The following is a 15,886-nucleotide window of genomic DNA, read 5'->3' on the forward strand; positions in this document are numbered from 1 at the left end:
TCGTCATCATCGCCCGCGCAGCGCGCGCCAGGCTCGGCCGACGCGTCGCCGCGCGCCGAGGGCGTGGAGCCGCCACTCCTCGACCCTGCCCACTCCCCCGGCGGGGCGCAACGCCCGGCGCAGCGCACTCTCCTGCGGCGCGCCCGGCAGCCGCAGCTCCGCCAGCCGCCGCGGGGCGAAGTATCGATCCCGCTCGAACGCATCGAGCCCCCGCAGCAGCTCTTCGGCGCGACCGCGCAGGTGGCCGGCGTTCTCGGGCTGCATCGCGTAGCCGACCGCGTCGACCAGCAGCTGCAGCCGGGCGGGGTCACCGTAGGGCGAGTCGTCGCGGGTGAGGGCGTCGACCAGGGTCACGGGTATGCGGTTGCTGTTCTCGAACGGCGTCAGTGCCGCCAGCAGCCGGTCGTTGCCCGCTGATCCGATCGCCCTGCCGAAGAGCGTGTGCACGGTCGGCAGCGCGGTCGAGAACCCGGCGACGACGGCCAGCACATCCAGTCGTTCGGCGAGCAGCTCCGCCGCGAGCGGGCCGCGATACTCGACGAAGTCGATCCCGTGCACGTGCGCCCTGTCACGGACCGCCGCGGTCACCAGGGGCGGCGCGGCGGGGTGCGGCTTGAAGACGATGCGCTGCGGAGCCCACCGCGCGGCGCGGTCGATCAGCTGCTTCTGCAGGTCGATCTCCTCGGCAGGCGTCATGAGCCCGAGCGCCGACAGGTACTGGCCGAGGACGAGCACGCTGGAGGCATCGTCCGCGGCGCCCGACTCGCCGGCATCCGTCTCCCGCAGTGCCGCGGCGAACGCAACGGGAGGAACCGGCACGATCTCGGCACGAGGGGACCCGACGAGCGGCCGCACTCCGGGCACCACGTCCGCATGGACCACACGTTCGATGCGCGCCGCGACCGCATACGGCAGTCGCACCCGCATCGGCGAGTACGTCATGAGGCCGTCCCCCACGATCGTGATCCGCGCGTGCGGGAACAGCGTCATCAGGGTGCGGGCGGGCGCGACCTGCGGGCTCTGCACGAAGAGTTCCAGGTCCCGCGGCTCCAGTCGCCACGTCCGCACGAGCAGGCGCTCCAGCATCGGGAGGTCGGCCTCTGCGGGTTCCCACGAGCTCGGATGCAACGGGCCGAGAACGTCTTCCAGCGGCTCGATGCGGTCGAACCGCGCGCGCAGCGGCGCCACGACCGGGTCGTGGGCGATGCCGACCGCCGTCTCCGGCACCCGGCTCGAGGTGAACGGCACGAGGATGCGCTCCGCCCCACTCTCACGGCCGAGGAGCCCGGCGTCGATCGCCGCGGCGGCCGTGGCGAGTCCGTACGCACTGTGCAGCGCGAAGACCTGGGTCATGCCGTGCGCCCTGCCTGTCGGAGAACACGCGCCAGCACCCGCCGGCGCGGCCCGTCGAAGCGCGTGAGCGTCTCGTCGAGCTCGTCATCGGGCAGCCGGCGGAGCATGTCCCGGATGCCGCTGCGCATCTCGGCGCGCAGCCGCGGGTGCATGCGACGCGCACGCACCAGATGGTGGGAGCTGAGCGCGAGCGCGGTCCACACGACCTTGGGCAGGAAGCGCTCCGCCTCGGGATCCTGCTCGACGACGGCGATGACCTCGTCCATCGCGCGGGCGAAGTCGAGCTGGCGGCGATCCCGGGCCTGGGTGAGCGACGTCGCGATGCCGCGTCGGTAGAGCAGCGCGGGGGCATCCACGACGGCGAACGACCCCGCGCGAAGATGGAGCCGCCAGATCCAGGGCCGGTCTTCCGCCGTGAACAGCCCCTCCGGGAACGATGCCAGCCCGTCGTCGAGAACGCGGCGGTGGAAGACACCCGCCCACGCGTAGGGGTAGTCGACCATCGTGGATTCGTTCTCGGGCAGGATCGCCTCCCTCGGGACGAGCACGCGTTCGCGCCACGGGTGCGGGGCACGCACGAGCGCCCGGTGCGATCCGGTGACCGTGACGTGGTCGGTGCGGAGGAAGTCGCAGTCCAGCTCGCGCAGCCTCGCCGTCAGCACCTCGAGCCGGCGCGGCTGCATCCAGTCGTCGCCGTCGAGGAAGCAGAAGGCGTCGCCCTCGACCCGTTCGAGCCCTTGATTCCGGGCGGTCGCCAGCCCCCGGGCGATCGGGTTCCGGATGAGCTCGACGTTCGGGAGGCGCTCGGCATACGCGCGCATGAGTGCACCGGTGTCGTCACGCGAGCCGTCGTCGATGGCGACGAGCTTGAGCGCAGAAGGATCATCGAACTGGCGGGTGAGCGTCTCGAGCGTCGTCCCGATGTACGCGCCGGCGTCTTTCGCGGGCAGGATGACGGTGACGAGGGGTGTGCGCACGGAACTCCAGGGACAGGTGGTGTCCCGGAATCGTGCCAGCCCGCCGTTGCCGCGCGGCGACGCGGAGGTGAACGACCGGTGTCCGCAGAAGCAGCCGAGGCACGCAGTGAGGTGTGGCCCCGTACCCGAACGGAGCCACACCTCCCAGTGCTACGCACTGCCGAACGCGAGGCGTTCGGAGAGCGGGGCCACCGATGATGGCCCCGCCCGCCTCGTGCCCTGCTGACCCCCATCAGCCGGACCCGGGACGTTCCGTGTCGTCGCGCTCCCTCCCCCTAGAGCTCAACGCGACGACACGTAACATGATACATGTCGCATTTCGTAAATCTGTACATCGGCCGAGATCCGACGCACGGTTCGTTGTCGAGTTCGCGACGACGCCTTCGATCGGCCACGATGAGAGCATGCTCTGGCCGTTCGGATCGACGTGGCGTCCGGTGCGGCAGAAGCAGCGCGACACCCTGGATCTGCGCTGGCTGACCGCCCGGACCTGGACTCGACGTTGGTACCCGCAGGGCATCGATCTCGGCGAGTGGCGCGGGCGGCGCACTGTGGCGGTGAGCTGGTTCCGGCAGCAGCTCGACGGCGTGCACCTCGCCTCGCGCGTGACGTTCGTCGACCTCGAGCGCTCCCGCCATCTCGACGTTCTGCTCGCCATCGCCGACGACGACGGAGAGCTGCAGCCGGCTCCGATCCATGCCGGGGGCCTCGCCTGGTTCGACGACCGGCTGTTCGTCGCGGCGACCGGACGCGGTATCTGGGAGTTCGATCTCGCGGATGTGCGGACGGTCCGCGGTGCCACCGCTCAGCGCATCGCCGGCAGGCGACCTCGGCGCGGTCGCACCACGGCGCTCGTCGCCGTCCGCACGCGCGTGCACCCCGTCGCGCTGCGCTGCTCGTATCTGGGTCGCGTGTTCGACGAGGACGGCACTCCCCTCCGGCGTGTCCTCATCGGCGAGCACCGCACCGACGACCGCGGCCGGATCGGCGAGTTCTCGATCCCGGAGGACGCCGACGGCCGGTTCACGGAGGAGCACGTCTTCAGCCCCAGCATCCCCCGCATGCAGGGCGCCGTGCGGTGGGGAGACCGCCACTTCGTCTCACAGTCCGACGGCCTGCGCCCCGGTGCGCTGTGGAGCGGGCCGCGGTCGGCGCTGGAGCGGGATGACATGCCCCTCCCGGTCGGCTGCGAAGACCTGGCGCTCGACATCGACGCCAAGCTGCTGTGGTCACTCGGGGAGCACCCGTGGCATCGTGTGGTGCGCGGCATCCCGTTCGCTCGGCTCGGCATCGAGGGCACCGGCGCCGAGCCACCCCCGCGTCGAACGTAGACTGGAAGGGTGAAGAAGCCCGCGCCTTTCCTCGTCTACACCGTGCTGCGGCTGCTGGCGTTCCTCGTCCCGCTCGCCATCCTCTGGTTCTTCTTCCCGATCTTCCGCGAGTACTGGTGGCTCGCCGCGATCTTCGCCGCGCTCATCGGCATGAGCATCTCGATGCTGTTCCTGCGCACGCCGCTCACCGATGCTTCGGCCCGACTCGCGGAGCGCCGCGAGAGCCGGTCGTCCGGCAGCCAGGCCGATGCGGATGCCGAGGACCAGGCGATCGACGCGAACGAGCCCACCGACGACCCGAGGGCCTGACCGCCGCGCTGCCGCTCAGCCGACGAAGGCCCAGAACAGGGCGCCCGCGTACAGCAGTGATGTCAGTGACGTCAGGGCGAGCGCGGTCACCAGTTCCCTCGGCTGCCGGTAGGCCCAGACGATCACGATGGCAGGAAGCCCGGCCAGCAGCGCGAGGAGCGAGATCCACGCGATCGGGAACAGCAGCGCGAGGGACACGGCGATGCCGAACGGCGCCAGGACGAACAGGGTGAACAGCACCTGAGTGGCCCGGCGCCCGATCAGAACGGTGAGCGTGCGCTTGCCGACCTCGCGGTCCTGGTCGATGTCACGCAGGTTGTTGGCGAGCAGCACAGCACACGCGAACAGGCCGGCGGCGATGGCTCCGAGCCACGCCTGCAGCGGCAGCTCGAACACCTGCACCCAGGTGGTGCCGAGCGTGGCGACGAGCCCGAAGAACACGAACACGAAGACCTCGCCGAGGCCGTAGTACCCGTATGGCCGCTTGCCGCCCGTGTAGAACCAGGCCGCGACGATGCACGCCGCACCGACCGCCAGCATCCACCACTGCTCGGTGCGCACGACGATCGCGAGGCCGACGACCGCGGCGAGCGCGAAGAAGACCAGGCCGATGATCAGGACGGTGCGTGGCTTCACCCGCCCGGATGCCGTCAGGCGCGCGGGCCCGACGCGGTGGGCATCGGTGCCGCGGACGCCGTCGCTGTAGTCATTCGTGAAGTTCACGCCGATCTGCAGCAGCACCGCGACGGCGAGGCACGCGAGCGCGATCACCCAGTGGAACTCGGGTCCGGTGCTGCGCGCCGCACCGGTGCCGATGATCACCGGGGCGATCGCGAGCGGGAGGGTGCGCAGCCGCGCGGCCCCGATCCAATCGGATGCGGTGACCGGGCCCGCCTCGACGACCGGACGCCGCGCCGGGTTGCCGCTGGTGCGGGCCGGGGTGTGCTTCGCGGTCCGACTCTTCTTCTTGCGCTGGGAGGATGCTGCCACGCAGGGAATCCTACTGGCCGGGGCGATGCCCGACCTCAGCGGGACGACGGATCAGGGATTCGGGTTGCTGTCCTTGCCGTCGAGCCAGAGCGTGTCGGAGGCGTCGCCGTGGGCACCGCCCGTACCGACGTGCTTGCTGCTGATCTGCGGGCCCTTGGTGATCACATGCACGAGGGCCATCGCGTGCCCCTGCCCCAGCGCGTAGTCCTCCTTGAGCCACGCGACGATGGGAGCGGCCTTCGTCGTCTGGTCGAACCCCTTCTCGGTCGCGAGCTCGATGAACTGTCGCGGGGTCAGCCCCGTCTTGGTCTCGATGTTGTCGAGGTATGCCTGGAAGGACATGGTGCTCCTGGTGCTCAGTCCTCGTCGAGGAACAGGGGTGGCCGGGGATCTGCCCGAAACCTAGCACCGCACCCCGACATCGCGGGAGGCCTTGTCCTTCGTTCTACTCGGCCGAGCCGACGGGGATGATCGGCCGGTGCTCGTAATAGGTCTGCAGCACCACGGTCGTGCGGGTGCTGACGTTGGCCGCGAGCCGCACGTCGCGGACCAGCTCCTCCAGCGCGCGCGGAGACGGGACCCGCACGAACAGCATGTAACTCGCGTCGCCGGCGATGGAGTGGCAGGCCTCGATCGCGTCGAGGTGCTCGAGCAGTTCGGGGGCATTGTCGGGCTGGGCGGGGTCGAGCGGAGTGATCTCGATGAACGCCGAGAGCGGGGTGCCCACCTGCTCGGGGTCGAGGATCGCCTGATATCCGGCGATGACACCCCTCGTCTCGAGTCGTCGCAGCCGCGACTGGACGGCCGAGACCGAGAGCCCGACGGCATCCGACAGCTGGGAGAGCGTGGCGCGCCCGTCACGGGAGATCGCGGTCAGGATCGCACGGTCGACAGAATCATCCATGGCTGTAAGATTATCGTGAGTATTCCGTTTATACCGGAATCTTTCCGTTGAAAACTCCGATCGGAGGTCCCGATGTCCCTTCTTTCCGCCAACAGTTCCGCTGTCCAGGCCATCGTCGGCGAACCCGAGGTCGTCGAGGACGCGTCGACCGCCGAGCAGTCCGCCGCCTGGGCCCAGCTCAAGGACGCCGCGATCGCCATCCGCGAGATGCAGATCAAGGACGGCTCGATCCCGGACGCCGCGCACCACGCCGCGGCCCGCGAGCTCGTCGGCGCCATCACCGCCGCGATCCGCGCCCTCGCCCCCGCCTTCCCGCACGACGCGGAGTACCTCGCCGCCTCCGTGATCGACTTCGACCGCTGGGCATCCGAAGACTTCGGCGTGCCGGACTTCCTCGACTCGCTGATGGCCTTCCAGCCGCAGCAGACCCGCGTCGACGGCATCCGTCACCTGGTCGTGTTCCCGATGTACACGCAGAACGGCTCGAGCGACCGCCTGGTGGAGGCGCTGATCGTCGAGACGATCTGGCCGGAGTTCATCGCCGCCCTCGAGGCCGGCGACTACGGCAACAAGCTGTTCGTCTCGCTGCGCCTCGTCGACTTCACGCCCGGCTACGACACGAACTCGGCCGTGCTCTTCCCCGAGACCGTCGCGATGCGCGAGATCCCGACCTTCACGTGGGGCGCGATCTTCCAGGACCGCGAGGCCGCTCGCTACCGTCGCGTCACCCGTGCCGCAGCCGAGATCACCAACCTCGAACTGCCCGAGCGGGCCGCCGCGATGCTCGAAGACCAGCAGGTGGCCGAGAAGACCTTCGTCATGTGGGACATCATCCACGACCGCACCCACATGCGCGGCGATCTGCCCTTCGACCCGTTCATGATCAAGCAGCGGATGCCGTTCTTCCTGTACTCGCTGGAGGAGATGCGCTGCGACATGACCGCGTTCCGCGAGTCGGTGAAGATCGAGCGCGCCCTCGCGGCCCGCATCGCCGCCGGTGAGGAGCTCACCGAGACCGAGCAGGAGATGCACGACTACGCGCACCTCGTGCAGTACGCGGTGATCTTCGACCGCATCTTCCGCTTCTCGATCACCGGCACCCGCACGCGCAATTACGACGCGGTGGGCGGACAGCTGCTGTTCGCGTGGCTGCACCAGCGCGGCGTGCTGCACTGGACCGACACGGCTCTCACCTTCGACTGGGACGCTGTGCCGGACGCCGTCGTCGCGCTCGGCGACGCGATCGACGATCTGTACTGGCACTCGATCGACCGCCCCAAGGTCGCGCACTGGCTCGCCGCCTACGAGCTCGTCCGCGGCACGCTCACCCCGCACCCGGCCTCGCAGTGGGCCCGCGGACTGTCGGACGAGATCCTCGCCGGGGCGCCGAAGGGCTACACGGATGCCGTGATGGACGACGAGTTCCCGCTGTCGATGTTCTTCGAGACCCTCCACAAGAAGATGAAGCCCGTCATCGAATCGACCGTGGGCATCCGCGGCACGGACGACTGATGACCACGCGCGCGTTCCGAGTGTGACGCTGGGGCGCACCGCGCTGCGGCCGGAACCTGTTCTGCGGATATCTCCGCGGGTTCCGGCCGCAGAAGCCCCTCCGAACCGGAAGAGTGAGCGACATGGATGAACTCATCGACTCGAGACTGTCCGGCCGCACGGTGGTGCTCGCCGGAGCGACCAGTGCGGCGGGGCGGGCGGTGGCACACGCCCTGCACAGCGCGGGGGCACGCGTGATCGCGACCGGCCGTACCCCCGAAGGGCTGCAGCCGTTGGCAGATGCGGGCGCGGAGGTCTTCCTCGCGGATGCGACCTCGCTCGACGAGATGACGGCGCTGGCGGCGCAGATCGGCCCCGTCGACGCGGTGGTGCCGCTCGTCGGGGGTTGGCGCGGGGGCGGCGGCCTCGCCGGGCAGTCCGACGAAGACTTCGCCGCACTGCTGCCCGCGCTCGAGGCAGTTCGCGCGACGAGCCGGGCGTTCGACGCGGCACTGCGTGCGTCGGGGGCGGGTCGGTTCGCGATCGTGTCGTCGACGGCGGTCGCGCGGCCCCTCGCCGGCGGGGCGAACTACGCCGCGGTGAAGGCGGCGAGCGAGGCCTGGACCCGGGCCGTCGCCCAGGGGTACGCGAAGTCCGCACGCGATTCCGGTGAGCAGCTGCGCACGGCATCCGTCGTGTTCCGGGCCAAGTCGCTCGATCCCGAGGTCTTGGCCGCACGGATCCTCACCCTCTGGGATACCGACGCCAGCGCCCTCAACGACCGGGTGTTCGACCTCGACTGACCGCGGTCACGGTCACCGCGATTCGGGCGGCATTCCCGGCACGATGGGCGGGGCATCGGCATGCCGGTGCTCGCTCGCCCGCTCCTCTTGCGCGCCCGCCTCGGCCGTGTGCACTTCTCCGTCGGTCTCTCCGTGGTCGATCTCCTGCTCCGGCGCCTCGGCGTAGAGCTCGGTGAGCTTGCGGTACGAACGGGTGAAGAAGGCCAGCGTCGCAGCCACCACCATGATGAGCCCCGCGAACAGGCAGATCAGTGCGATGCCTCGAGCCTCACCCTCGCCGAGCAGCCAGCCCCACCTCTGTTGCCCCTCGCGGGTGTTCATGTACGGGATGATCAGGAACTCGGCGATCGGGGCGATCATGAACGCCGTGATCGGGGCCGCCGCCGCCTCCATCGCCGCGGCCACGCCGAACACGCGCCCCTGCCGTTCGTACGGCACGACCTTCTGGATGATGGTCTGCTCCGCCGCCTCGACCGGCGGCACCAGCGCCATGTACGCCCACATGCCGATCACGTACAGCGGCCACCACTCGCGCAGCATGAACACCGAGCCCAGCAGCCCCATGGCGATCACGACGAGCAGCATCGTGCGCATGGGCTTGGGGCCGAGCCCGAACTTCGCCACCAGGCCGCCGCCCACCAGGAAGCCGGTCGAGGCGAACGCCAGAGCGAAGCCCCAGGTCTGCGCATCGAAGAGGGTCAGGCCGTACGGGTCCATGAGCGCCATGTAGACGCCCCCGATGAGGTTGTTGAAGGTGGAGAAGATGATCAGGGCGAACAGGCCGGGAGCGAGTCGGATCGCCCGCACGCTGCCGCGGAAGTCGAGTGCGCTCGATGCGTCGGGGTCGGGCTCAGGCGTCCCCTCGGGGATGCGGATGAACAGCAGGTGGGCGAATGTGAGCGCCATGGCGGCGATCGCGATCGCGAGGGTCCAGCCCATGCCGAGGAACCCGATCGACAGCCCCGAGAACACGCTCGTAACGAGGAAGGCGATGCCCTGCACCGTGCCGACGAGTCCGTTGGCGTTCGCGCGCTTGTCTTCGGGGATCAGCAGCGTCACGGTCGTGGACAGGGCGATGTTGCGCAGCTGCTCGATCACGCCGCCGAACAGGATCACACCGGAGAACAGCCAGAACCACGGGCCGCCCAGATCGAGCAGCGCGGCCTCGGGCTGCCAGAGGTAGAGAAGCCCCGCCACCAAGAAGGCGGCGGCGGAGATGACGCTCGAGATCACCATGACGGTGTGCTTGCGGTTGCGATCGACGATCGTGCCGAACGCCATCGCGAAGAACGCGACGAACAGCATGTACGCCCCGCCGATGATGCCCGTGGCCAGCACTGACTGCGTCTCGATGTACACCCAGAACGTGAGCGCGAACCAGAGGAAGCTCGTCGTCACGTTGGCGATGAGCGTGTTGACGAGGACGTTGCCGAATGCCCGAGTGGCGGCGGTGCGCTCCATGGCTATGAGGGTAGATCCGGCATCCGACATCCGGAAGACCCTCCCCCGGACCGCGAGCGCGATGCGGACAATTAGGCTGGGTCGGTGAGCATCCAGCATGACCCCGCGATCCGGGGCTTCGCCAGTGACAACTACTCCGGCATCCACCCCGAGGTCCTCGCGGCCATCGCGGCGGCGAACGGCGGACACCAGAGCGCCTACGGCGAGGATGCGTACACCGCGCGCCTGCAGGAGGTCTTCCAGGCGCACTTCGGCGAGGGCGTCGAGGCGTTCCCCGTGTTCAACGGCACGGGTGCGAACGTCACCGGCCTGCAGTCGATGCTGCCCCGCTGGGGCGCGGTGATCGCGGCATCCACCGCGCACATCAACGTCGACGAGGCAGCGGCACCCGAGAAGATCGGCGGCTTCAAGCTGCTGACGGTCCCCACCGACGACGGCAAGCTCACCACCGAACTCATCGATCGCGAGGCCTGGGGCTGGGGCGACGAGCACCGCGCGCAGCCACTGGTGGTCTCGATCACCCAGTCGACCGAGCTCGGCACGCTGTACACGGCCGACGAGATCCGCACGATCGCCGACCACGTGCACGAGCGCGGCATGAAGCTGCACCTCGACGGTGCGCGCCTGTCGAACGCCGCCGCCGCCCTCGACCTGCCGCTGCGTGCGTTCACCCGCGACGCCGGCGTCGACGTGCTCACCTTCGGCGGCACCAAGAACGGCGCGATGCTCGGCGAGGCGATCGTGGTGCTGAACCCCGACGCCGCCGACGGCCTGAAGTACTCGCGCAAGTTCAACATGCAGCTGTCCTCGAAGATGCGGTTCGTCTCGGCGCAGCTGATCGCGCTGCTCGAGGGCGACCTGTGGCTGCGCAACGCGAAGCACGCGAATGCCATGGCCGCGCGTCTGCGTTCCGAGATCGAGGCCGGCATCGCCGACGGATCCATCCAGGGCGTCGACTTCACGCAGCCGACCCAGTCCAACGGTGTCTTCGCGATCCTGCCCGACGGCGTCGCCGACCAGCTCCGCGACTCGTTCCGCTTCTACGACTGGGACGCGGCGCGCAAGGAAGTGCGCTGGATGTGCGGCTTCGACACCGAAGAGGCCGACGTCGACGCGTTCGTCGCCGAGCTCTCCCGCCTCACCACGCGCTGACCTGCCCGAGCCCCTCGGGCGTCAGGATTCGACGACGCGCGTGAATTCCTCGCGCGTGGTGAGCAGGTGCGCGCGCATCGCGGCATCCGCGGCCTCGGCGTCGCCCCGACGCACCGCGTCGAGGATCTGCTCGTGCGCCTGCCAACTCGATTCCTTCACGAAGTCGAAGCTCATCAGGTCGACGGGCTCGAACATGCGAACCCTCGCCTCCTCGACCGCATCACGGACGAAGGAGTTGCCGGATGCCTCGGCGAGGGCGATGTGGAAGTCGGTGTCGGCGATGCGGGATTCGGCCTTCGTGCCGGCGGCGGCGAGATCGCGCTGCGCCAGCGCCATCGCCTCCAGGTCGGCGTCACTGCGGCGGTTCGCAGCCAGCGCCGCCCCACCGGACTCGACGATCGAGCGGAACTCGGTGAGCTCGCCGATCTCGGCCGAACGCGTGCGCACCTCCTCGCGGATGAGCCGCGGGTCGAGGGCGGCATCCTGCACGAACGCCCCACCGGACGCACCGCGCGAGATCACGATCTGCCCGCTGCCCTCGAGGATCCGCAAGGCTTGACGCAGGGTCTCGCGCGAGACGCCGAGCTGCTCCGCGAGCCGACGCTCCGGCGGGAGCCGATCGCCGGGGCGGATGCGGCCGAGCGCCATCTCGCGCCGCAGGAACCCGGCGACCGCCTGATAGCCGGAGACCGGCTGCAGCGCGGCACGGGAGAAGTCGTGCGGCGCGTCGTCACGCTCGCTCATCCGTGCTCCTCCGATCAGAGGGGCAGACCCGGGCGGTCGGAGCCCACGATCTGCTTCCCCACGAAGAAGTCAAGCACATCGGCGTCTCCGTGCCCTCCCAGCCCGCTCGCACCGAAGAAGCTCTGCGACGACTCCGGCGACATGTCGAGCACGCTCGTGCCGTTGACCTTGACCTCGCCCGCGACGAGCCGTGTGCCGAGTGCGGCCGCTGCGTGCTCGTCGGCGCCGAACACGTAGCCGGCGAGTCCGACCTGCCCGGTGTTCGCGAGGGCCACCGCCTCGTCCTCGTCGGCATAGCCGCCCACGAGCAGCAGGGGTCCGAAGACCTCGTCCGCGAGGCCGGGACCGTCGAGCACCGCCACCGTCGGCTCGAAGAACCATCCCTGTGCGGGCACCTGCGTGACGCGCAGCAGCTCGGCACCGGCCTGCGCCAGCCGCTCCCGCTGCTCGGCGAGCTCGTCGCGGCGCCCGGCGAACGCGACCGGCCCTACCTCGGTCGCATCGTCCAGGCTCGACCCGATCGCCCGGCGGCCGAACTCGGCGATCAGGAGACCTGCCAACTCGTCCCGGCGCGCACGGTCGATGAGCACCCGGCGGGGTGCCTCGCACCACTGGCCCGACAGCTTCAGCACACCATCGGTCAGCGCCTTCGCCGCCTGCTCCAGGTCGGCATCGGGGCGGACGATCGCGGCGTTGTTCGAGCCCAGCTCCAGCTGCAGTCTCGCGAAGCGCGGAGCGGCCGTCGCGGCGATCGCGCGCCCGGTCGGCGTCGAACCGGTCATCGAGATGGCAGCGATGCGCTCGTCGGCGACGAGACTGCGTCCGACGCCCCCGCTGCCCTGCACGAGACCCACCACCCCGTCGGGGATGCCGACCGCGTGCATACCCTCCAGCAGCAGCTGCGCACTCCACGGCGAGAACGAGGAGGGCTTGAGCACGACCGTCGCACCGGCGGCGAGCGCGAACGCCGTCTTCTTCACCGCCATGGCCGACGGGGCGTTCCACGGCAGGATCAGCGCGGTGGGACCCCAGGGCACTCGATACAGTCGCACGGGTCCGTGCTCGGCGGCGAGCGCCCGCGAGTCGCCGACCGCGACCGCGCGCCGGGCGGCATCCCGCAGGGTCGCGCCGTTCGCCCCGCCGAACAGCCGCGTGACGGAGATCGGCACGCCGCTGTTGAGTGCGTCGAGACGCGCGACTTCCTCGGCCCGCTCGTCGAGCCAGTCGGCGAGCGCTTCCAGCTTCTGCGCGCGGCGCTCGGGGGCGAGGCCGCGCCAGCGCCCGTCGTCGTGCGCCTGCTGCGCCGCGGTCACGGCGCGGCCGACCTGGTCGAGTGAGCTCGACGCGGAGGCGACCAGGGCCTCCCCCGTGTTCGGATCGTGCAGCCAGGTGCCGTCGCTCTCGGGGCTGTCCTCGGCGACGCCGGCGATCCAGGTGCGCAGGGCGGGGTACGTCATGTCAGATCCGATCGAAGTAGCGGTGCAGGTCCCAGTCGGTGACGCGGGCCATGAACGTCGTCCACTCGTGGTCGAGCAGCACCTGCTGGTGCGAGATCAGCTCGGGAGTGAGCAGCTCCTGCACGAGCGGGCTCTCGCCGAACAGGATGCTCGCCTGCCGGGGATCCGCGGGCATGGCCCCGTCGGCGGGAAGGTCGTAGGCGCTTCCGACCACGGCGTCGCCCAGCACGGTGTCCTTCTCCATGCCGTCGCGCGCCGACGCCAGGACCCCGGTGAGGGTGAAGTACGGGTTCGTGTCGGCGCCGGGCAGGCGGAACTCGAAGCGCAGCGCCTGCGGCGAGTGCCCCACCACGCGCACCGTCGTGGTGCGGTTGTCGAAGCCCCAGGTCTGCCCGCTCCCCGCCACGTCGGACGAGTTGCTGCGGCGGTAGGAGTTGACGGTCGGCGCGTACCAGGCCATCAGCGCGGGTGCGTGTTCGAGCGCGCCGGCGATCGCCGACCGCATCCGTCCGCTGAGGCGATCGGAAGCCGACTCGTCCCAGAACACCGCCGTGCCCTCCTGGTCGACGAACGAGACATGCACGTGACAGGAGGATCCGGGCTGGTCATTGAGCGGCCGCGCCATGAACGTCGCCGACATGCCGGCGCGAGCGGCGGTGTCGCGCACCGCCAGCTTGTAGAGCGCGTGCCGATCGGCCATCTCCAGCGGGTCGCCGTACTCGAAGGTCATCTCCCACTGCCCGAGTCCCCATTCGCTCTGCGCGGCCTCGACGAGGATGCCGCTGGCGCGGAGGTCGGCGCGCAGCTTCTGGAAGAAGGGCTCGTAGAGATTGCCCTCGTGGATCATGAAGTCCGACGGCGTGAGGGTGGTCGGGTCGAGGTCACGGAATCCCGAGCGGCGCAGCTCCCTGGGGTCGTTGCGGAACAGATAGAACTCCAGCTCCGTCCCCGCGAGCGGGGTGAGCCCGAGCTCCCGGATGCGAGCGAGCTCCTGCTTCAGCAGCACGCGGGGCGAGAGCGGCATCGGTTCGTGCGTGTGCACGTCGACCGGGTCGGCGAGGCAGATGGCCACACCCTCGAGCCAGGCCGCGGGGCGGAGGGTCTCGAGGTCGGGGATCAGCGTCACGTCGGGGACGCCGTTGTGCATGCCGCACAGCGCGAACTTGTTCGCATCGATCAGTTCGAGGCCCTGGTCGATGTCCCACGCCCAGGCACAGGTGCAGATGTCGACACCGTTCTCCACGACGCGGCCGAAGCCCTCGACCGGGATGCGGCGGCCGACGAGTCGACCCTGCAGGTCGGGCGTCGCGACGATCACGGTGCGGATGCCGGCAGCCTCCAGCTCGTCCGGAGCCAGGCGCACGTCGTCGATCATCGCGTCAGCCACCCTCCGTCGACGGGGAGCTGGATGCCGTCGATCCAGGACGCCTCGTCGCTGAGCAGCCAGGAGACCGCGGAGGCGATGTCGGCGGGCACGCCCACCCGCGGCACCAGGAGGCGTTGCTTCATGAACTCCAGAGCCTCGGGGCTCGTGACGCTCTCGTAGTCGAAGAAGTCCGTCGCGATGGGGCCGGGCGCCACGCAGTTGACGCGGATGTTCTTCGCCGCGAGCTCGACCGCGAGCGCCTTCGTGAGCATCGGCACGCCGCCCTTGCTCGCGTTGTAGTGAGGCTGCGCGGTGCCGGTGCTCGTCACGACGACGAGGGCCTCGACGGTCGACAGGTTCACGATCGCCCCGCCGCCGGACTCGGCGATGAGCGGGGCGGCCTCCTGCGCGACGAGGAACTGTCCCTTGAGGTTGATGTCGAAGACGAAGTCCCATGCCTCCTCGGTGAGGGTCTCGAACGAGTGCTCGGTGACGACCCCGGCGTTGTTCACCAGGAGGTGCAGCGCCCCCCACGCCGCACGGGCGACGTCGACCGCCGCGCGGATCTGCTCCCGCGAGCGCACGTCCACCACGGCCGCGAGGGCGGTGCCGCCTGCCTCCTCGATGAGGCGGACCGTCTCGGCCGCACCATCGGCGGACACGTCGGTCACGAGGATGCGCGCTCCTTCACCGGCGAGCCGGAGGGCCGTCTCCCGCCCGATGCCGGAGCCTGCGCCCGTGATGAGGGCGTTCTTGTCTGCGTGTCGCATTTCTTCTCCTTGTTCGGTGACGCCTAGGCGATGTTCTGTGTGGCGGAGGGGGTGAGCGTCGCACGGGCGGCGGCCTGTGCGACCAGCCACCCGAAGACCGGGTCGGCTCCGAAGGTCTCGGGATGCCACTGCACCCCGATCACCGGAAGACCCTCGAGCTCGATGGCCTCGACGACGCCGTCCGGCGCCCACCCGGTCACCACGACTCCGCGGCCGGGCACATCGACCGCCTGGTGATGGAACGAGTTGACACGGGTCGTCTCGCCATAGAGCGTCTGGGCGACGCTGCCCGGCGCCGTGCGCACCTCGTGCACCCGATGGGCGCGCGGGTAGGCGTAGGAACCGTGCGACTCCCCCTCGCCCGGCGGCAGGTGCGAATGGAGCGTGCCGCCGCGGACGACGTTGAGGAGCTGTGCACCGCGGCAGACTCCGAGCAGCGGGATGCCGCCGCTGATGGCGGCCTCGATCAGCCCGGCTTCGAACGCGTCGCGCTGCGGGTCGATCAGAGGGGTGAACGGTCCCGGGGTCTGCCCGTAGAGGCGAGGATCGACGTCGTCACCGCCCACGATCACGACGCCGTCGAGGCGCTCGACGAGCTCGGCCGGCACGGCATCCATCGGCAGGTGCACCGGCAGCCCGCCGGCGTGCAGCACCGAGGTCGAGTACTCGCTGAGGTAGGCCTCGAGCGGAGCGTCGGCGAAACCGTGCGGAGCGCCGATCGCCGCGCCGCGCAAGCGTCGTCCGGAGATGCCGATCAGGGGTCGGGGCAGGGCGGGGG

Annotated in this window: 16 protein-coding genes; 5 read left to right on the forward strand and 11 right to left on the reverse strand. The window is 70.1% G+C overall.

From position 1 onward, the window contains the following. Positions 1–6: 6 nt before the first annotated feature. Positions 7–1,353: a polysialyltransferase family glycosyltransferase gene (locus HCX50_RS11385; RefSeq protein WP_167634462.1), complete on the reverse strand. Its 1,347-nt coding sequence runs from the start codon at positions 1,351–1,353 to the stop codon at positions 7–9. Continuing rightward, positions 1,350–2,330 (reverse strand): glycosyltransferase, encoded by a 981-nt coding sequence (locus tag HCX50_RS11390; RefSeq protein WP_167634464.1) that lies wholly within the window; start codon positions 2,328–2,330, stop codon positions 1,350–1,352. Before HCX50_RS11390 ends, HCX50_RS11385 begins: the two co-directional genes overlap by 4 nt. 404 nt (positions 2,331–2,734) lie before the next feature. Between HCX50_RS11390 and HCX50_RS11395 the strand changes: the two genes are divergently transcribed. Both HCX50_RS11395 and HCX50_RS11400 read left to right on the forward strand, forming a co-directional pair. After that, positions 2,735–3,661 (forward strand): hypothetical protein, encoded by a 927-nt coding sequence (locus HCX50_RS11395; protein ID WP_167634466.1) that lies wholly within the window; start codon positions 2,735–2,737, stop codon positions 3,659–3,661. Positions 3,662–3,670: 9 nt separating this feature from the next. Further along, a complete protein-coding gene (locus HCX50_RS11400) occupies positions 3,671–3,970 on the forward strand; it encodes a DUF4229 domain-containing protein (protein ID WP_091029369.1) in 300 nt (99 codons plus the stop codon). Between the two features lie 15 nt (positions 3,971–3,985). On the opposite strand, the gene HCX50_RS11405 is transcribed toward HCX50_RS11400, so the two are convergent. The 3 genes from HCX50_RS11405 to HCX50_RS11415 form a co-directional block, all read right to left on the reverse strand. After that, a complete protein-coding gene (locus HCX50_RS11405; RefSeq protein ID WP_167634468.1) occupies positions 3,986–4,960 on the reverse strand; it encodes a 1,4-dihydroxy-2-naphthoate polyprenyltransferase in 975 nt (324 codons plus the stop codon). Positions 4,961–5,011: 51 nt separating this feature from the next. Next, positions 5,012–5,302: a DUF4287 domain-containing protein gene (locus HCX50_RS11410; protein ID WP_091029363.1), complete on the reverse strand. Its 291-nt coding sequence runs from the start codon at positions 5,300–5,302 to the stop codon at positions 5,012–5,014. A 103-nt stretch (positions 5,303–5,405) separates the two neighbouring features. Beyond that, the gene (locus HCX50_RS11415) at positions 5,406–5,864 is read right to left on the reverse strand and encodes an Lrp/AsnC family transcriptional regulator (RefSeq protein ID WP_091029359.1); all 459 of its coding nucleotides are present in this window, start codon (positions 5,862–5,864) and stop codon (positions 5,406–5,408) included. Positions 5,865–5,936: 72 nt separating this feature from the next. On the opposite strand from HCX50_RS11415, the gene HCX50_RS11420 reads away from it, so the two are divergent. Next, on the forward strand, positions 5,937–7,376 hold the full coding sequence (locus tag HCX50_RS11420) for a DUF6421 family protein (protein WP_167634470.1): 1,440 nt from the start codon (positions 5,937–5,939) through the stop codon (positions 7,374–7,376). Between the two features lie 122 nt (positions 7,377–7,498). Further along, on the forward strand, positions 7,499–8,158 hold the full coding sequence (locus HCX50_RS11425; protein WP_167634471.1) for an SDR family NAD(P)-dependent oxidoreductase: 660 nt from the start codon (positions 7,499–7,501) through the stop codon (positions 8,156–8,158). 12 nt (positions 8,159–8,170) lie between these two features. On the opposite strand, the gene HCX50_RS11430 is transcribed toward HCX50_RS11425, so the two are convergent. Then, positions 8,171–9,619 carry an MFS transporter gene (locus HCX50_RS11430; RefSeq protein ID WP_167634472.1) on the reverse strand — a complete coding sequence of 483 codons (1,449 nt, stop codon included), beginning with the start codon at positions 9,617–9,619 and terminating at the stop codon, positions 8,171–8,173. Between the two features lie 84 nt (positions 9,620–9,703). Between HCX50_RS11430 and HCX50_RS11435 the strand changes: the two genes are divergently transcribed. Further along, on the forward strand, positions 9,704–10,771 hold the full coding sequence (locus HCX50_RS11435; protein ID WP_091029346.1) for a threonine aldolase family protein: 1,068 nt from the start codon (positions 9,704–9,706) through the stop codon (positions 10,769–10,771). A gap of 21 nt (positions 10,772–10,792) precedes the next feature. Here the strand turns inward: HCX50_RS11435 and HCX50_RS11440 are convergent, their stop codons facing one another. The 5 genes from HCX50_RS11440 to HCX50_RS11460 all read right to left on the reverse strand — a co-directional run. Next, entirely contained in the window at positions 10,793–11,515 is a 723-nt protein-coding gene (locus tag HCX50_RS11440; protein WP_091029342.1) for a FadR/GntR family transcriptional regulator, read from the reverse strand. Positions 11,516–11,529: 14 nt separating this feature from the next. After that, entirely contained in the window at positions 11,530–12,972 is a 1,443-nt protein-coding gene (locus HCX50_RS11445; protein WP_091029339.1) for an aldehyde dehydrogenase family protein, read from the reverse strand. Between the two features lies 1 nt (position 12,973). After that, the gene (locus HCX50_RS11450) at positions 12,974–14,359 is read right to left on the reverse strand and encodes a glutamine synthetase family protein (protein WP_167634473.1); all 1,386 of its coding nucleotides are present in this window, start codon (positions 14,357–14,359) and stop codon (positions 12,974–12,976) included. Next, a complete protein-coding gene (locus tag HCX50_RS11455) occupies positions 14,344–15,108 on the reverse strand; it encodes an SDR family NAD(P)-dependent oxidoreductase (RefSeq protein WP_167634474.1) in 765 nt (254 codons plus the stop codon). The genes HCX50_RS11450 and HCX50_RS11455 overlap by 16 nt, the downstream gene beginning before the upstream one ends. Before the next feature lie 23 nt (positions 15,109–15,131). Then, the coding region (locus HCX50_RS11460; RefSeq protein WP_205829026.1) for a gamma-glutamyl-gamma-aminobutyrate hydrolase family protein at positions 15,132–15,886 on the reverse strand (755 nt) is incomplete at its 5' end.

Origin of the sequence: Microbacterium sp. B19(2022) (genome assembly GCF_012030385.1) — a bacterium.
Classification (GTDB): Bacteria; Actinomycetota; Actinomycetes; order Actinomycetales; family Microbacteriaceae; genus Microbacterium; species Microbacterium oxydans_B.